The organism is Desulforhabdus amnigena (assembly GCF_027925305.1).
Classification (GTDB): domain Bacteria; phylum Desulfobacterota; class Syntrophobacteria; order Syntrophobacterales; family Syntrophobacteraceae; genus Desulforhabdus; species Desulforhabdus amnigena.
On the sequence record NZ_BSDR01000001.1, the window covers coordinates 4,403,497 to 4,420,392 of the forward strand.

Consider the following 16,896-nt stretch of genomic DNA (forward strand, 5'->3'; position numbering starts at 1 on the left):
AGCTTAGATACCACCTTTATACCACTATTGATTAACACGCCGAAACGCAAAAAAACCGGATCTCGACCTTGATCGGCGGCGTTGTAAGGGAGGGGACTCAAAGCTTTCTTATGTGATTCTTGAGGCTTGAGATGGCTTGCCTTGTAAATTTCATGTCCTTGTAATAGATCTGCTCAAACTCATCCACGAAGAGACGGGCGTTATCCTGAAGCGCTTTATCTTCAACCCGCCGGATAAATTCTTCCAGCCCTTCCCCCTTGCCCTTTTCATAGCCGTGTGACGCCATCTTTCTCAAGAACTGCGCGACGATTTTTTCGTGAGGGCCTTTCTTGCGGTGGACATGGAAGAGGTAGCCGCAGAAACCCAAAGTCAGGAGAAGCAGAGGAAGAAAAATGTATTGGAGCAGGGCTCTTTTGCTCATGCCCCACTTCAAATGGGGCTTTTCGAAGCTCGACCGTACGGCGTCGAGAATCTGCAATTGCTTATTGAGGTCGTAGCTGATGACCCATTTGTTCCAGTAGTAGTTGAACGTATCCAGCATCAGCTTCAGTCGCATGGAGCCACCCTCAAGCGACCTCATGGTTGCATTTTCAGCGTGGGGTGGCGTCGGATCGATTCGAAGCCAGCCATCGTTCAGGTAGGCTTCGACCCAGACATGAGCATTGCTCTGGAGGACGAGGTAATAGCCTCCCGCCCTATTGTAATAGCCTCCCCTGTACCCTCCGACCACGCGGGATGGAACCCCTCCCATTCTCAGCATCACGGCCAGAGCGGATGCAAAGTATTCGCAGTTTCCCCGCCTGTAAACGAAGAGAAAATCTTCCAGGGGTGTTTCCGAAACGGGCAGGTCCTGAAGAGAATATTTATAGCCGCCCCCCGTGAAGAGATGTTGAAGCGTTTTAATCCAGTCATTCCCCCTGACGCCCTCTTTCAAAGTTTTCACGAACTCCAGAATGCGGGGAGAAAAACCGGGGGGAAGTTGCAAATATCGGTCCCAGTCCATTCCCGTTTCCGGAATCCACGGGGCCATTACGGAAATCGCCCGGTACCTCGTGCGCTTCTCGAGCGGCGTCCGCAGTGTGTAGGTCAGGTCTCCCGATTTCCTGACGCCCTCTCCGGAAATGTGGACGGGTTTATCCAGGGCAAAAAGATACCGGTTGCCGTAGGGTTCGAGATAAATGGTTTGAGTGATCTGGTGTCCGTCGAGGGGAGGGAGAGGCATTTCCGGCCTGGAGGAATCCGTCCTCCAGGCGGAGCCGTCGAATGTATCGAGCACAATGCCGCGCCAGTAGAGATCGTGTTCTTCCACTTTGGACATTTCGGCCCGTAATACGACCTGGTTGTTTTCCTGAATATTCGAAACTTCTCCCAGAGCGACCTCGTCACTGAAGCCGGCCCGGGAAGTTTCGGGTCTGCTGAGGAAATTGAAAAGAGGATAGTTGGTTCGAGGGAGTATGATGAAAAAAACGATACAGAGGGGAAGAGTGATGCCGCAGATGAGGAGGGCCTGATGGAAAATTTTGAGGATGTCTCCTCTATTGACGGCGAGGTCTTCTGCTTGGGAAAAATAAGCGAGCAGTATCAGGGAAAAGGTGGATAGGATGATCAAAATGGAGAAATAGATCAGGAAAACAGAACTGAGAGATATGAGGCTCGATCCGACGAGGAGAAACATGCAGAGCACAAGGATCTGCATGTAGTCCCGGAATTTCTTTTCTTCGAGCAGCTTGATGGCGGCGAGGATGAGGAGTGCGTTCAGGATGGGTTCGATGAGATGGATGGCGGATATTCTGAAAGCGAAAAACAGGAGGACGAGAAAGGAAATGCCGTTCAATATCCAGCGTGGGATCTCGAAAGTTTTCCGGATTTCCAGGTAGACCGAAAAAAAGAGCAGGGCCGCAAAAGAAAGTGAAATATAGATTTCCACATATCGCATCACGGCCGCATAACCCGTGAGAACGGATGCATAGGTTATAAGCTTCAGAATACCTTTAATTTTCACCATACAATGCAAGCTTTTCAAGAAGTCTCAGCTTGTGTGCCGTCGTCATGTTCGGCTTGAATGTCTCTCCACCTATACAGAGGCCTATGGGGATGCGCGACCGGACCATCTTGAGCACAGTATAGGTAACGCACGAAATGACGGATTCGAGGTCCTTTTTTTCCATCCGATCCAAATCGATCATGAAATGTTGCATATCCACAGAGGAAAGTTCTTTGGTCTTCAACTGACCCGTTTTGGCGGTGGACTTCCAACTGATGTACCTGAGAGGATCTCCTGGAACATAATTTCTGATGGAAAGGAGATCCGCTTCAAATCCGGCCAGGTCTGCGGAAAGATCGCCTTTTGCGCGGGTCCGATGGTCGTGGCACTGGAGTAGCCGGCATTTGAGGGGTTTTGGGAAAACGACGAGCCGGTGTTCCTGATCCAGGGTTTTATACCGTGTGAAAAAGCTGAAAGGAAAAACAGAGGAAATGCGAATCTTCTCCACAACATTCGTGCCTCTCTTTTTAAAGCACATGGTCAGTCGGTGGAGTTCACTCGATTTGGCGCCGACAAAGGGGATGAGAATTTCCTGGTCCTGCAGGGCGATCTTGATCAAAAAGGCGGGCATGAACTTTCTGTGATTTATGAGCTTGATTCCTACGGGGACATCGGTTTTCGCATAAATTTCATCGGGAAATTCCAGAAGGATGTCCATTCCGCATAGATTCTTTCTTCCGAAAATCCCCGAAACCACCATGTAGCTCAAAAGGGCGGAAGTGACGATATAGACCAGATTGTTTCCCGTATTCACGGCTGAAAAGCCTATCAGGATGGTCAAGAGAATATAGATGAATCCGGCCTTGTTGATTTTGATTACAGAGGGGCTGGAACGGCTCCAAGCAGTGATTTTATGATCTCCTTTTTGTTTGCATTGTCGTATTCCTCTCGAAACAGAACACGGTGAGGGATCACATATTCCCCGACTTCTTTCACGTCTTCCGGGACTACGAAATCTTTACCCTTGAGGTAGGCGTTTGCCTTGGCCGTCTGGATGAGCGCCAGGGCCCCCCGTGTGGAAAGCCCTGCCTGGAGGTATTTGCTGTTCCGGGTCGCCTCGATCACATTCAGCAAATAATCCAGCATCTTTTCAGAAACGCAGATTCCGTTCCTGATGTAATCCTGAACTTCGAGGACCTCTTCTTTTCCTATGGCGGGGGCAATGGAATAGATTTCCTTTCGCTTGCTCCCGCCCTTCAATATCTCTCTTTCGGCAGCCCGGCCGGGATACCCAATGCTGATTTTCATCATGAACCGGTCGAGTTGCGACTCGGGAAGAGGGAACGTTCCGAACTGTTCTCCAGGGTTTTGAGTCGCAATGACAAAGAAGGGACGGGGAAGGTCGTAGGTCCTCCCCTCGATGGTGACCTGTTTTTCACCCATGGCTTCCAGAAGTGCACTCTGGGTTTTTGGGGTGGCCCTATTGATTTCGTCCACCAGGACGATGTGGTTGAAGATGGGGCCGGGATGAAATTCAAATGCGCCCGTGTTCTTGTTGAAGATGGAAAGCCCAGTGATATCCGATGGGAGAAGATCGCTTGTGAACTGGATCCGGCCGAAGGTGAGGCCAAGTATTTTCGCAATGGCTATGGCCAGGGTTGTCTTGCCGAGGCCGGGCATGTCTTCTATGAGCAGATGGCCTCTTGAAAACACGCAGGTGAGCGCGAGCCTCAGGGCAGCTTCCTTCCCATGGATATAGTTGGAGAGAAGGTCGATGGCAGCTTCTATTCTTCCACTTTCTATGGGCATTGTCTTCAAAGGACCATTCGCTTCAAAAGGGTTCGGGCGGATTTTTCTATCGTTTCTCTATATATACGGCAGGAGCATTTTCATCCTTGGGAACAATCTCTCCAATGCGGTAGGCTCGCTGCCCCATGGCATTGAGCAATTCAATGATTTCCTGGGTGTCTTTTGGCTCAGTGACAAGTGCATAGCCGATTCCGTTGTTGAAAACATGGTACATTTCTTCATCGGGGATGTCGGCGCGTTCCTGGAGGTAGCGGAAAATGGGGGGGACTTCCCATGATCCTTGATGAATCAATGCCTGACAAGCGCGGGGAAGGATGCGGGGAATATTGTCGTAAAAACCTCCCCCCGTAATGTGGACCATTCCTGCAATAGTGAATTGACGCAAAATTTTCAAAACGGGTTCCACGTAGATGCGTGTCGGTTCCAGGAGTTCTTCCGCAGCGGTGCGATTGCACTCTTGAATGAAGCTGTCCGGCTGCAGCTTGAGCTGTTCGAAAACGACCTTACGCACCAGGCTGTACCCGTTGGAATGGAGGCCGCTCGATGCCATGCCGACGATGTCATTTCCCACATGGATCGTCGATCCATCAATGATTTCACTATTATCCACCAGGCCTACGGCAAAGCCCGCCATGTCGTATTCATCGATGCCATAAAAATCCGGCATTTCCGCTGTCTCTCCGCCCACCAGAGAGCAGTTCGCTTCTTTACAGCCCGCCACAATTCCGCTGATGAGCTGTTCCACCATGTCCAGATCCAGCCGGCCCAAAGCAAGGTAGTCCAGGAAGAAAAGCGGTCTTGCTCCTTGAACGATAATGTCGTTTACACACATGGCCACCAGGTCGATGCCGACGGTATTGTGCCGGTTTGCCCACATGGCCACCTTCAATTTCGTTCCCACGCCGTCCGTGGACGATACCAGAACGGGCTTATTCATTTCATGACAATTGATGGAGTAGAGTCCCCCAAACCCGCCAATGTCCGTAATGACACCGCTTGTGAATGTGGAACGCACGAGAGGTTTGATGCGTTTCACCAGTTCATTGGCCTTGTCCAGATCTACACCCGCTTCCCGATATAGGTTCTTGTTCATGGATATCGAATTCTCCCCCGAATAATGAAGTCACTGAAGTCAGAAAAAAATAGTAACCATAGATATACCATGTATCGGTTTCAACACCAAAGATTCTAAATCTTTTTATCGTTTTTTTATCCTGGTGGTTTTGTGGACCTTGCGGATTCGCGCTCCGAGTTGTCCTTCCTTTTTTTTCATGTTAATGAAAGTTGTCTTTTCTTGAGGAGGTGAAGATGGGTCATTTCTGCAGGATCCGGGAAACGTTTTATTATTTCGCCCTTGCTGTGATAGGGGTGGGCTGTATCCTGGGGGGACTGTTGGCTTTTGATTTTTGGCTCTTTTTGCGGTTGCCCGGCAACTTCGCGCGGGAATCGAAAGAAGTGAGCATCCGTTCCGGGATGAATGCATCGGCTGTTTCCCGGCTTCTCTATCGGCAGGGTGTGATCTCGGACGCCCGGAAGTTTTACTTTCTTTGCCGGTTTCGGCGTGTGGGTCAAAAACTCCAGGCGGGGGAGTATGCCTTTTCCTCTTTTTCCACACCCGGCCAGGTGCTCGATCAGATCGTCTCCGGAAGAGTCGCTGTGCAGCGTGTAACTGTGCCCGAAGGTTCGACGGTGCGGGACATTGCACGGATTTTGAAAGAAAAGGGCCTGGCGTCGGATGAGATTATCCTGAGTGCAGCCGGTGATTCGAACCTGCTCCGAACATTGGGAATCGATGCAAACAGCATGGAGGGATATCTTTTCCCTGATACTTATTATTTCAATAGATCGCAAGACGAGAAGGCCATCTTGAAAACCATGGTGCATCAGTTCTGGAGGCATCTGCCGGCCGGTTGGCAGGAACGCGCCGGGGAACTCGGGCTGACCCTGCATGAAGTATTGACTCTGGCTTCCATCGTGGAAAAAGAAGCTGTCATGGATTCGGAGCGGCCGGTTATAGCGGGAGTGTTTTTCAACCGTCTGGACCGGGATATGCCTCTCCAGAGTGATCCTACGGCGGTTTATGACCTGGAGGGTTTTTCTGGACCCATTTTATGGAACCATTTGAAGCGTGAAAGTCCTTATAATACTTATCGAAATAGGGGGCTTCCCATAGGGCCCATATGCAATCCGGGAGCCAAATCCATCAAGGCGGTATTGTTTGCCGAAAATGTTCCCTATCTTTATTTTGTGAGCAACAGCGATGGGACTCATCACTTCTCGACAAGCCTGGAAGAACATTCCCAGGCTGTTTTCCGCTACAGGCAACTGAAAAAATCGACGGTCGCCGGTGAGGAATCCGGTTCTGCCGATACTTCTTCTCCTTAAACCCGCAGTGTCAAGGTTGAGGTATGCATGAAGCATTCCAAATCAGAAAAGGTGGCAAATGTCGTCTTTGCTGCAGGCAAGGGAAGTCGCATGCTCGGCTACGAAGGAAACAAGACGCTGCTTCCCCTGGTTCCCAAAGATTCCCTTTATAAAGGGGAACGTCCCCTGCTTGTGGAAGTTTTGACGAACCTGCCTTCGGGTCCCAAAGGAATCGTTGTCCATCATTGCGCGGAGGATGTGCAGCGGATCACCAAAGGCTTCGGTGCGGTGTACCTTTTTCAGCCGGTCACCAACGGGACGGGAGGAGCTTTACTCGCCGCGCGCCCCTTTCTGGAATCCGTTTCCGAAGAGGCCGTCATCATCACCATGGGAGATGTTCCCATGATAGAACCCACCACGTATGAAAAACTGGTGAGCGGACTGGGCGCGCACCAACTCATGGTCCTCGGGTTTGTTCCGCGGGACAGGGGGCAATACGGCATGCTGGAAATGGAGGGCGACCGTGTGTTGCGCATCGTGGAATGGAAGTACTGGAAAACGTTTTCAGCGGAGGAACAATCCAGGCTGAAATATTGTAACGCCGGGGTCTATGCGGTGCGGCGTAACGCACTGCTTCCGTACTTGGAGCAGCTTGCCGGGCGGCCTCATCGCGTGCGAAAGCAGCGGGGAGAGGAGTGGGTCACCATCGAAGAGTATTTCCTTACGGACCTGGTGGAATGGATGAGCGCCGATGGACTTTCCATCGGGATCGTCGAGGCCCTGGAAGAAGAAGTCATGGGTGTGGATACGCCTGAAGCTCTTGGAAAAGCTCAGGCGCGATATGCAGAAAAGCTGCGCAATCAAAGGAGCTGAGCTACGGAGTCAGAGACACCCTTGCCCAGTAGCGGTTTCCTTTTTCGATTACATCGATGGGAATTCCAAAGGCTTGAGTCAACAGCTCCGATCTTAGCATTTCGTTTTTCCTGCCCTGTGCCAGGCAGCGTCCGCCTTCCATGAGAAATACATGAGAAAAGACGGGCATGATTTCTTCCAGATAATGTGTCACAAAAATCATTGTGGGGGCATCCGGCGCCCTGCCCAGGTCTTCCAGGGTCCGCAGGAGCTGTTCGCGTGCCACTATGTCGAGGCCCGAGCAGGGCTCATCCAGGATGAGAAGCTGCGGATGATGGATGAGAGACCGGGCGATGAGCAGCCGCTGCTTTTCTCCCTGGGAGAGAACTCCGTAGGGAAGGTCCAGAACGTGCTGGCAATGGAGACGCTCTGCCAGATTTCGGGCCTGATGGTAATCTTTCTCCTCCGGAGTTTGAAAAATACCGATGGATGCGTATTTCCCACTGACGATGAGGTCCAACGGCTTTTCGGATGAAGGGATCTGAGCCTGAAGGAAGGAGCCCACCCACCCGATTTTTTTCCTCAATTCCCGCAAATCGATCTGTCCGAATTTTTCTCCCAGAACGGTGATTTGACCTTTGGAAGGCCACAGGTATCCCGCCAAAAGCTGGAGAAGTGTGGTCTTTCCCGAACCGTTGGCCCCGAGCACCACCCAGTGGTGTCCGGGAGATACGGACCAGTGAATCCGGTCCAGGATCACACGACGCCGACGGATAAAAGTCACTTCCTCTAACGAAATCCATTCAGAATGCACAACAGATGCTCTCTTCAAAAAATGGAGGTTTCTAATTGGAATCCGCCAATCCCTTAAAATCCGATTATTCCGCATACCAGCTCAACCACCGGTTTGCCAGGTCAGGACGACTTTTCCAAAGTGCTTCCCTTCACGTAAGTACTGATGAGCCCTTTCGACTTCATGGATGGGATAAATCTTGTCTATGATGGGGCACACTCTGCCCGATTTCAAGAGGGGGCCCACATGCTCCGCAAAGTCTTGGGCCAGAGCGGCCTTTTCTTCCCTGGATTGGCTGCGCAGAACAGACCCTATGATGCGCAGTCTTTTGGTGAGAAGGGGAGCCAGGGGGATTTCACATTTATTGCCCCCCATAAGACCGATGATTACGAGACGTCCCCGGCTTTTGAGAATATCCAGATGCCTGGCAAGATAAGAGGCTCCGATCCAATCCAGGATGGCATCCACTCCCTTGCCCCCGGTCAGTTCCATGGTCCGGGCTGCGAAATCCTCTTCCTTGTAGTTGATGCCGTATGATGCGCCGAGGTCGAGACATTTAGCGATTTTTTCGGAATCGCCGGCTGTGATGATCGTTTGAACGCCCGCTTCCCTGGCAAGCTGAATGGCCGCTGTTCCTACGCCGCTCCCGCCCCCGTGGATCAGCAGTGTTTCATCCGCCCTGACGGCCGCCTCTCTGAAGAGGTTGTGGAATGCCGTGAAAAATACTTCGGCAGTGGCCGCAGCTTCGACAAAACTGAGGTTTTCGGGAATGGAAACCAGGTGATCGTGAGGGACGGCTACATAGCGGCCGTAGCCTCCGCCGGCCACTATGCCGAAAACCCTGTCGCTCAGACCCCATGCCTCCACATCGGAGGATTTTTGGACGACAAATCCGGCAAAATCCAGACCCATCACGGAAGATGCGCCGGGGGGAGGCGGGTACAAGCCGCGGCGCTGCAAAAGATCCGCCCGATTGACCGAACATGCTTCCACCTGTACCAGAACTTCACCGGCCTGGAGCGTGGGGCGGGGAATTTCGTCCAGAATCAGGGAATTCCAGTCCCCTCTCTTGCCGGATTCCCGGATAACTACGGCCTGCATCATATCCTCATTCATTCCATCCCTCCATTTTCACTGAAAGAATAATGGTTTGGACCTGCGATGATGATGTGGTCATGGACGAGGATATCCAGATCGGTCAGAATACGTTTCAATTTGCGCGTCAACTGTCGATCTGCGGCAGAAGGTGTGGGATCTCCGCCCGGATGATTGTGAGCGAAGATGACCGCCGTAGCACGATGCTTCAGGGCGGCCTCCACCACAAGCCTTGGGAAAACCGCCGTTCGGTTCACGCTGCCTCTCTGGATCCGTTCCATGGCAATCAACGCATTGCGGCTGGTCAGTGCGAGTATGCAGAAGACTTCATTGCGTTCCGTTTGTAGATGAGCCGACAGGTAGGCGGCTGCTTCCTGGGTGGAATTGAATGTGGGAGTCGATTTCCAGCGGTCCTTCTGATAGCGGTCCATGAGGCGGGGGATCGTGTTGATCAGAATAGCGGCGTTCGTCCCCACGCCGGGGATCTTTTCGAGGCTGACCCGCGGGGCGTCAAACACTGCTGCGAGGCTGCCGAATTCCTTCATGAGTTCCTTTGCAATGGGTTTGACGTCCCGGCGAGGAATGGCGTAGGAAAGCACCAGTTCCAGTACTTCATGATCATGAAACCCTTCGAAACCGCTGCGCTCAAATCTTTCCCGCAGCCTTTGCCTGTGTCCTTCGACGCCGGTGCCTACTTCCACTCTGCAACCTTTTCACGCAATTTTTTCAGAAGAGCGTCGAAGTCTTCATTGGCCAGAATGGAATTGAACTGGCTCCGGTAATTGCTCACAAGGCTTACACCCTCCACGATGACATCATAGACCTTCCATTTACCGTCCTTGAGCTGCAGTCGATAATCCACGGCCACATCGGTATTCTTATAGTTCAATACTCGTGTCTTTACGAAGGCATATGTCCCCTTGATCTCTTCGTTGTCGTAAACCACTTTTTCTTCCGAGCCGGTATAAGTTTCTACACGGTCCACATATGTATTGAAGAGGAGCTGCTTGAAAAGATCTACGAACTCCTTTTGCTTTTGAGCCGGTTGATCCTTCCAGGGGCGGCCGAGAGCCCGCTTTCCCATTTCATAAAAATCAAAGTATTCGTCAACGATGGTGAGAATTTCCGCTCTGCGCTGCCGAATTGTCGGAGCCTTCCCCGCCTGCGAACTGTGCAGTATATCCAGGGCCCGGTCAGTCCCCGACTGAATCACCTGCAAGGGGCCCGAGTCTGCCGAGACCAACGCGACGGCCGAAAGAAGGAAGAATGCGAGAGGCATCGCTTTGATTGCATACCTGAAAGTCATTCTAATAGTCATTATATTCTCCTTCATATTCTAAATGATCCTGCAATTTACAATAAATATTGCATGTCAATCATAAAAAAAAGCTATTGTATCAGTATTTTGGGACTGCGGCGATTTTTTTTTATTGATTCCGTTTCGACTCGGGCAAAGGCCCCAATAAAAGTTTTTCCCATGCGCGCTGTCGAATAGCCTCTATTTGAAGACGAACCATCGCCTGGACACCATCGAGAAGAACCTGCAATGAGAAGAGCGTCGGAAAACTGGACTTGACTGTTTCCCTCCTGTTATCATGATAATGACCTTGACAAGGTTCCGATCAATTTATAAAAGCGAGCACAAATCTGAAGGCCGTTTGCTCAACTGCAATGTCAACCTCTCATTAAGGAGCACAGGAATGAAGGATTGGGTCTTTCTCTTTCCTGGCCAGGGATCTCAATATGTTGGAATGGGAATCGAGTTCTACGAAGCCTACAGTGAGGTTCGCGAGCTTTTTTCACATGCCGGTGATATTCTTAAGATGGATGTTGCCAAACTCTGCTTTGAGGGTCCTGAAGATGTTTTGGTCATGACAGAGAATGTTCAGCCCGCCATAACCGTTGTCAACCTGGCTTGTTTTACGGTTTTGCAGCTTCATGAAATCTATCCTGTTGCGGCTGCCGGGCACAGTTTGGGTGAGTACAGCGCACTTTACGCCGCCGGTGTAATGAGCCTCAAAGACGTTCTAAACCTGGTGAAATGGCGTGGTGTGTACATGCAGGAAGCTGCAGAACAGGAACCCGGTTCAATGGCCGCCATTATGGATCTGGATGAAGAAAAAATCCTGGAAATTTGCCGTGTTTGTGGAGTTGAAGTTGCCAATATCAACTGCCCTGACCAGACAATTATCACTGGGCGCGTCGAACCCATTCAACAAGCCATCGCCATGAGTGATGAGGCGGGGGCGAAAAAATGCATGCAGCTCAATGTCAGCGGCCCCTGGCATAGCCGATGTATGCATCTCGCTCGGGAAAAATTCGAACCTATTGTGAATGAATGCGAATTTTATGACCCTCAGATTCCCGTGATCAACAATATTGACGCTATGCCGCTCAAGAGTGCAGGCGAATTGAAAGCCAAACTGGTGGATCAGATCTGTGGTTCAGTTCTCTGGCGCCAGTCTATGGAAAAGCTCATTGAAATGGGACATACTCATTTTGTAGAGGTCGGGCCCAAAAAAGTGCTTCGTGGCCTCATGCGGAGGATCAACCGCAATGTGAAGGTGTATAATGTAGAAGATACGGCAAGCCTTGCAAGCTTTCTGCAGGCGAATCAATAGCCGCTTTCCTGCAAACGGCCCCATTGTACTCCATACATTGCGGAGTATTTCACAGTTCCGGTTTCAAGCGGAAATTCCTGTTCGAACGACCATTGAACGCTCATAGGGCTATTTGGCCCCCCGCCCGACGTTTCTCGCAAGGTGACGGTCTATAGAGACATGGCTTGAAATGTCTCTATAGAAAGCCCGTATCTTATCTCTTAGAGCCTATCCGAAAACCTACCTCGGCAGCGGCCCCCCCCTTGGTCCCCCCTCGAGGGGGGACCAAGGGGGGGGGCCGCAAAGTCCCACAGGTGGTTTCCGGATAGGTTCTAAGTGCATGAAAAATATTGCGGTGCAAAAAATTGTTCAGGTTCGTAATATTTTGTTCTTAATTATGATTTTGAATTCATCTTGATCTTTGTGCAAAATAATATTGCATTTTCAGGATACTGAGTGCACTGATGCCGCACGAAAAGGAGAATGGATTCAGGTGCCGAAATGAGAATTGCGGGCGCAATTCCGGGTTGCTCCTCGTTTTTTCAGAATCGCAGTTCGCTTTCATTGGAGATGGCACGTGGCTTGCCTTCTACTGATTTCCAAGGATATTCGAACATCTGTCCTTTTGAATTTTTATCACTTTCTTAACTCGACAGGGTCGGATTTCATCTAAACCGCGCAGATACGGAGCACATAGAAATTTCATTTGAAGGTTTTTCTCCGTGCCCTCTGTGTCTCCGTGGTTAATGTGACAATGTCGCATTAAGAACCTATCCGGAAACCACCTGTGGACTTTGCGACACCCCCCTTTAATTCCCCCCTCAAGGGGGGGACCAAGGGGGGTGTCCGCTGCGAGGTAGGTTTTCGGATAGGCTCTAAGAGCATTCGATTCTCATTTTGGTGCGGAGGAGCCACCGTCATGGCAAAGATTTTGGTTTTGGACGATATTGCGGATGTAGGTATTTTGATACGAAAGATCCTTAAGGGTAAAGGGCATGAAGTATTTGCCTTTACGGAAGAGGAAGAGGCCATTTCCTTTGTTCGGTCGCATCCTGTGGATCTGGCCATACTGGATATCAAACTGAAAAAAATGACTGGCATTGAAGTCTTGGAAGAGCTCAAGAAGATGGATCCTCACATCCATGCCATGATGCTTACCGGTTACCCCACCTTGGAAACGGCCAGAGCGGCCTTGAAACTTGGGGTGGATGAGTACTGCGTGAAGCCTCTCGAGACAGACGAGCTTGAACAGAAGGTTGAACGGATTTTGGAATCCACCGGTCAAAAAATGGATGACGACGCCCAAAAGGAGGATTTGGAAGAGTAACGATATTCCTTGTCCTCTTCAAAGGGGGAATTCAAGAGACTCCGGACAGGATGATGACTTCTGTCGTGGCGTATGGGTATTTACACGGAAAGCGATGCGATGTCCTTTTATAGCTTCTTGAAATTGATGGCTTACAGGATTTTTACTCCTGGCGCTTTGCTGCGCAGGAAGTACGGAGCCTTCAAGTCTCTATTGGAATTCGACCGGGTCGCCCACAGGGAAATGGCGGTTCTGGAAGGTTTTTATCACAATGGTGAAGCCGTCGACTTCTGTGCAGTGAAAAAGAGTTGCCGGAGGCTCACCCATGCCGTGTCGAAAATGATCGAAAATCTGATCGTCATGGCTCCCCGAACCTACAACATTTTGCAGGAAATCTTTCTCTCCATTTCCTCCAACATCTGTGATCTTCTGACAGTGGACCAAAAGGCCGCCTCACCACCTTTTGCTTTGACCTATCAAGAAATAGGACCCGAAGATGCGGAGAAAGTGGGTGGAAAGGCCGCCCATCTCGCTGTCATTCATCGTGAACTGGGCATACCGGTGCCAAGAGGTTTTGCGGTCACCTCCAGTGCTTTTCATTATTTTTGTGACTTCAATAACTTGGGTCCGACAATTCTGGACGCCCTGGCCGATCTGGACATCCATTCCCCCTCGTCCCTGGAGGCAACCTCCAGGGAACTTGTCTCCCGTTTCATGAATGCGTCGGTGCCTCCGGAAATCGAAGAGATACTTTTGAAAGGGTACGACGATCTTTTCCAAACCGAAGACCACGCTCCCACCGTTTCCATGAGAAGCAGCGCCGTCGGAGAGGATGCCGCCCTCTCTTTTGCCGGCCAGTACCGGACGGTCCTCAATGTAACCCGGGAACAGTTGTGTTCGGCCTATAAGAAAGTGATTGCCAGCAAGTACTCACCCATGGCTCTTTACTACCGCATCCGGAACGGCCTTCTGGACCAGGAAACCCCGATGGCCGTGCTTGTTTTGGAAATGGTGGATGTCGAAGCCGGCGGGATTTTATATTCCGCGGATCCTCTCTCTTCAGTTTCCGAAACGGTGCGCATCTATTCCATTTGGGGCCTGGGGGAATTGCTTGTCAAAGGAATTGTCGCTCCGGATCTGCTGGAAGTTTCCCGTGAAGGCGATTTCCCGCTCTTGAATTCAAGGCAGGCGTCCAAGGAATTCAAGGCTGTTTTGCACGTTGAAAAAGGGATCGAAACGGTTTCCCTGGATGAAGGGGAACGCGGCCGGCTTTCCCTGGACGAGGAAAGTGCAAGGCAGCTCGCACGGTGGGGAGTGCAACTGGAAGCTCACTTTGGATCCCCCCAGGATGTTGAATGGTGCAAGGACCGAAAAGGAAACCTTTACATACTGCAGTCCCGCCCTCTTGGAATGGAGCAATCGCTTCAGGAGTCCCGCAAGAAAAAAGAGACGGCTGTTCCCAATGCCGTTCTTCTCGCCGCCGGAGAAAAGGCCTCTGCGGGGGTGGGGGCGGGCAAGGTGGTAAAAACTACATCGAAAATGGATTTAAAAGACATTCCAAGAGGTGCCGTGCTGGTGGCTCCGGTCACTTCGCCGAAATTTACACAAATCATAGAACGATTGAGTGCTGTGGTGACCGACGTGGGGTCCATTGCAGGGCATTTCGCTTCTGTCGCAAGGGAGTGGGGGATTCCTCTCCTTGTGAATACGGAAATAGCTACGCAGGTCCTGAAGGATGGGGAAACCGTAACGGTAGATGCCGACGGAGGACGTGTTTATGCCGGGGTTGCTCAAGATCTGCTCCCTTTGACCTGCGATCTTCGAGGGTCTCCGCAGGAAACCCCCTTCAGAAGACGCTTGCGCAGAGTGCTCGATTGGATATCCCCCTTGAACTTGACGGACCCGCAGAATGAAAATTTTTCTCCCGAACACTGCAAGACAGTCCACGATGCTCTGCGCTTCATTCATGAAAAGGCGGTGGAGGAAATGTTTTCCATTGGGGCGGACAGGCATCAGAGGAGTGTGAGGGGGGCCAAGAAGCTTTTGACGGACATTCCCATCGCGGTCTACGTTCTCGATCTGGGAGAAGGGCTGCACCCCAGCGCCCACTTTAAGAAAAAGGTCGCTCTGCAGGATATAGCCAACCGGCCTTTGAAGGCGCTCTGGAGAGGACTTTCCCATCCCAGCATAGAGTGGGCCTCTGGATTGCGCCATCTGGATTGGCAGGAATTCGACCGGGTGAGCGGTGGAATTTTCAGCATGGAATCCCAGTTTCTCTCGAGTTTCGCTCTGATCGCCCGGGATTATCTCAATATGAATATTCGCTTCGGCTACCATTTTGTGGTGCTCGATACTCTATGCGGTCTCAATCCAAGAGAAAACTACGTTTCCCTCCATTTCGAAGGGGGGGGAGGGGACTATGAGGGACGGACGCTCAGGGTGCTTTTTCTTTCGCGCGTTTTGGAACATTATGGCTTTGAAGTGCACCCCGAAGGAGATATGATAACCGCTCAAGTGAAGAAGCTGTCTTCTGAAGAATCTGAAGTCTTCCTGGAGATGGCAGGCAGAATGTTTGGTTTCACGCGTCTTCTGGACATTCGTTTGAAGGGGCGGGAGGAAGTGGAAGAGCTTGTGGATGAGTTCCTTTCAAATGGTGTTCGACCTGTTGAAAGCCATCCATAATAGAGATCCGGTTATTACGCAATGGTTGATGATTGCACTTTTGCACGAGTCTTAATTTTATCCGCATAGAGCATATATGACTGTACATAAAATCAACTGGATTACGGATCAACTGGCCGTGTCGCATGCGCCCATGTCCTACGAGGAACTGGAATCCATAAAGGAGCAAGGGATCAGCGCTATCGTCAACTTGTGCGGGGAATTTTGCGATCTGCACGAAATCGAATCAAGCTACGGCTTCGAGGTCTATTATCTTCCTATAGCCGATGAAAATGCTCCTCCCCTGGAAGAAATGGAAAAGGCGCTGGCCTGGTTGGACGAGGCCATCTACCTCGGCAAGAAAGTGTTGGTTCATTGCAGGTTTGGGATCGGCAGGACAGGCACCTTCGTGACTTCCTACCTGCTCCGCCGGGGATTCGGGCTGAAACTTGCGGGAAAGAGGCTCAAAAATTTTCGTTCAGCTCCCAGCAGCTTCACACAGTGGTGGCTCCTTCGCAAATACGGAAAGCGTTCAGGCAAGCTCACCATCCGTGAACCCTCGCTGGAAGCAACCCACCTGGTGGATCTCTCTCCGTTCTTTAAAGCGTATGAAGACATTGTGACTGCCTTGGAAGGCGCTGTTCACGGTATATCGTCCACTTGCGGCCCAATCCCCCGCTGTGGCCGGGAAACGGATGCATGCTGCGGGAGATACCTCCACCTTCAATTCATCGAGGCCACGTACTTGAAGTACTACCTCGACAAGAATCTGACTCATGAAAACCGCATGGCGGCCATCGATCGGGCGGTGACCGCCAGCCGGGTCCTTTTGAAAAAACCCCCCCTGGAAGTCGGGATCTTGATTCCTTCCTACGATTCCCCCGAAACATTGTGCGAAATGAGCAAGAAATGGTGTGGAGAAACAGCTTACCGGTGTCCCCTCAGTGTGGATGGCAAATGCATCGCCTTTTCTTACCGCCCCATTGCCTGCCGGGCCTATGGAATCCCGCTCATCTACCAGGGAAAGCATCAAAACGGCATTTGGAAAGACTTGCCCGAAAACCGTCAGCCTGTCCCTTTTGACCTGGATCATGCCAACAGATTGCTTTATGAAATTTCCGGGCAGCTTTTTCATGCCTTGAATGATACCTTTCTGGAGGGTAAGAGCTTCCTTTTTCCGATCACTCAAGTGGTTTCGGGAAAATTTGTGGGGGATTATTTCTCCCTTCTGGCCGGAATGGGGGGCAAGGGCAGTTCCTGAGGGATTTGGCGGATTCTAATATCCCCCTTTATTCACCACGGAGACACGGAGGACACGGAGAAGATTTTGGAATTTTTATGGGATTCTTCCGTGATCTCTGTACCTCCCTGGTAAATGGGGATTTCAAGAGCGACTCACTCCCTGAGTCCTGACGGCAGCCTTTGGCGAGCC

Annotated in this window: 14 protein-coding genes; 6 read left to right on the forward strand and 8 right to left on the reverse strand. The window is 51.1% G+C overall.

What is annotated here, in order from left to right; genetic code table 11:
- Window positions 1-97: 97 nt before the first annotated feature.
- The 4 genes from QMG16_RS18870 to purM are packed head-to-tail and all read right to left on the reverse strand — an operon-like array spanning window position 98 to window position 4,886.
- A complete protein-coding gene (locus tag QMG16_RS18870) occupies window positions 98-2,005 on the reverse strand; it encodes a transglutaminase TgpA family protein (RefSeq protein ID WP_281796775.1) in 1,908 nt (635 codons plus the stop codon).
- Entirely contained in the window at window positions 1,992-2,825 is an 834-nt protein-coding gene (locus QMG16_RS18875) for a DUF58 domain-containing protein (protein WP_281796777.1), read from the reverse strand. Before QMG16_RS18875 ends, QMG16_RS18870 begins: the two co-directional genes overlap by 14 nt.
- Window positions 2,826-2,860: 35 nt before the next feature.
- Window positions 2,861-3,793 carry an AAA family ATPase gene (locus tag QMG16_RS18880; RefSeq protein WP_281796778.1) on the reverse strand — a complete coding sequence of 311 codons (933 nt, stop codon included), beginning with the start codon at window positions 3,791-3,793 and terminating at the stop codon, window positions 2,861-2,863.
- 46 nt (window positions 3,794-3,839) lie between these two features.
- On the reverse strand, window positions 3,840-4,886 hold the full coding sequence (purM, locus tag QMG16_RS18885) for a phosphoribosylformylglycinamidine cyclo-ligase (protein WP_281796779.1): 1,047 nt from the start codon (window positions 4,884-4,886) through the stop codon (window positions 3,840-3,842).
- Window positions 4,887-5,101: 215 nt separating this feature from the next.
- Here purM and mltG point away from each other — a divergent pair, with 215 nt between their 5' ends.
- Window positions 5,102-6,178 (forward strand): endolytic transglycosylase MltG, encoded by a 1,077-nt coding sequence (mltG, locus tag QMG16_RS18890; RefSeq protein ID WP_281796782.1) that lies wholly within the window; start codon window positions 5,102-5,104, stop codon window positions 6,176-6,178.
- Window positions 6,179-6,205: 27 nt separating this feature from the next.
- Window positions 6,206-7,030, forward strand: coding sequence for an NTP transferase domain-containing protein (locus QMG16_RS18895; RefSeq protein WP_281796783.1), 825 nt, complete (start codon window positions 6,206-6,208; stop codon window positions 7,028-7,030).
- A gap of 1 nt (window position 7,031) precedes the next feature.
- Here the strand turns inward: QMG16_RS18895 and QMG16_RS18900 are convergent, their stop codons facing one another.
- The 4 genes from QMG16_RS18900 to QMG16_RS18915 form a co-directional block, all read right to left on the reverse strand.
- On the reverse strand, window positions 7,032-7,793 hold the full coding sequence (locus tag QMG16_RS18900) for an ABC transporter ATP-binding protein (RefSeq protein ID WP_281796784.1): 762 nt from the start codon (window positions 7,791-7,793) through the stop codon (window positions 7,032-7,034).
- 111 nt (window positions 7,794-7,904) lie between these two features.
- Window positions 7,905-8,918: an NAD(P)H-quinone oxidoreductase gene (locus QMG16_RS18905; RefSeq protein WP_281796785.1), complete on the reverse strand. Its 1,014-nt coding sequence runs from the start codon at window positions 8,916-8,918 to the stop codon at window positions 7,905-7,907.
- Window positions 8,915-9,598, reverse strand: coding sequence for a RadC family protein (gene radC / locus QMG16_RS18910; protein ID WP_281796788.1), 684 nt, complete (start codon window positions 9,596-9,598; stop codon window positions 8,915-8,917). Before radC ends, QMG16_RS18905 begins: the two co-directional genes overlap by 4 nt.
- Window positions 9,589-10,215: an MlaC/ttg2D family ABC transporter substrate-binding protein gene (locus QMG16_RS18915; RefSeq protein WP_281796789.1), complete on the reverse strand. Its 627-nt coding sequence runs from the start codon at window positions 10,213-10,215 to the stop codon at window positions 9,589-9,591. The genes radC and QMG16_RS18915 overlap by 10 nt, the downstream gene beginning before the upstream one ends.
- 382 nt (window positions 10,216-10,597) lie before the next feature.
- On the opposite strand from QMG16_RS18915, the gene fabD reads away from it, so the two are divergent.
- The 4 genes from fabD (at window position 10,598) to QMG16_RS18935 (ending at window position 16,725) form a co-directional block, all read left to right on the forward strand.
- The gene (fabD, locus tag QMG16_RS18920) at window positions 10,598-11,518 is read left to right on the forward strand and encodes an ACP S-malonyltransferase (RefSeq protein ID WP_281796791.1); all 921 of its coding nucleotides are present in this window, start codon (window positions 10,598-10,600) and stop codon (window positions 11,516-11,518) included.
- A gap of 898 nt (window positions 11,519-12,416) precedes the next feature.
- Complete coding sequence (locus QMG16_RS18925; protein WP_281796792.1) at window positions 12,417-12,824, forward strand: response regulator; 408 nt, start codon at window positions 12,417-12,419, stop codon at window positions 12,822-12,824.
- Between the two features lie 99 nt (window positions 12,825-12,923).
- Window positions 12,924-15,485 (forward strand): PEP/pyruvate-binding domain-containing protein, encoded by a 2,562-nt coding sequence (locus QMG16_RS18930; protein WP_281796793.1) that lies wholly within the window; start codon window positions 12,924-12,926, stop codon window positions 15,483-15,485.
- Between the two features lie 76 nt (window positions 15,486-15,561).
- Window positions 15,562-16,725: a protein-tyrosine phosphatase family protein gene (locus tag QMG16_RS18935; RefSeq protein ID WP_281796795.1), complete on the forward strand. Its 1,164-nt coding sequence runs from the start codon at window positions 15,562-15,564 to the stop codon at window positions 16,723-16,725.
- Window positions 16,726-16,896: the final 171 nt, after the last annotated feature.

Coding starts and splice junctions, on each gene's coding strand:
- mltG (WP_281796782.1), top strand. CDS start 5,102: ATGGGTCATTTCTGCAGGATCCGGGAAACGTTTTATTATTTCGCCCTT.
- QMG16_RS18895 (WP_281796783.1), top strand. CDS start 6,206: ATGAAGCATTCCAAATCAGAAAAGGTGGCAAATGTCGTCTTTGCTGCA.
- QMG16_RS18925 (WP_281796792.1), top strand. CDS start 12,417: ATGGCAAAGATTTTGGTTTTGGACGATATTGCGGATGTAGGTATTTTG.
- fabD (WP_281796791.1), top strand. CDS start 10,598: ATGAAGGATTGGGTCTTTCTCTTTCCTGGCCAGGGATCTCAATATGTT.
- purM (WP_281796779.1), bottom strand. CDS start 4,886: ATGAACAAGAACCTATATCGGGAAGCGGGTGTAGATCTGGACAAGGCC.
- QMG16_RS18935 (WP_281796795.1), top strand. CDS start 15,562: ATGACTGTACATAAAATCAACTGGATTACGGATCAACTGGCCGTGTCG.
- QMG16_RS18930 (WP_281796793.1), top strand. CDS start 12,924: ATGTCCTTTTATAGCTTCTTGAAATTGATGGCTTACAGGATTTTTACT.
- QMG16_RS18915 (WP_281796789.1), bottom strand. CDS start 10,215: ATGACTATTAGAATGACTTTCAGGTATGCAATCAAAGCGATGCCTCTC.
- QMG16_RS18905 (WP_281796785.1), bottom strand. CDS start 8,918: ATGAATGAGGATATGATGCAGGCCGTAGTTATCCGGGAATCCGGCAAG.
- QMG16_RS18880 (WP_281796778.1), bottom strand. CDS start 3,793: ATGCCCATAGAAAGTGGAAGAATAGAAGCTGCCATCGACCTTCTCTCC.
- QMG16_RS18870 (WP_281796775.1), bottom strand. CDS start 2,005: ATGGTGAAAATTAAAGGTATTCTGAAGCTTATAACCTATGCATCCGTT.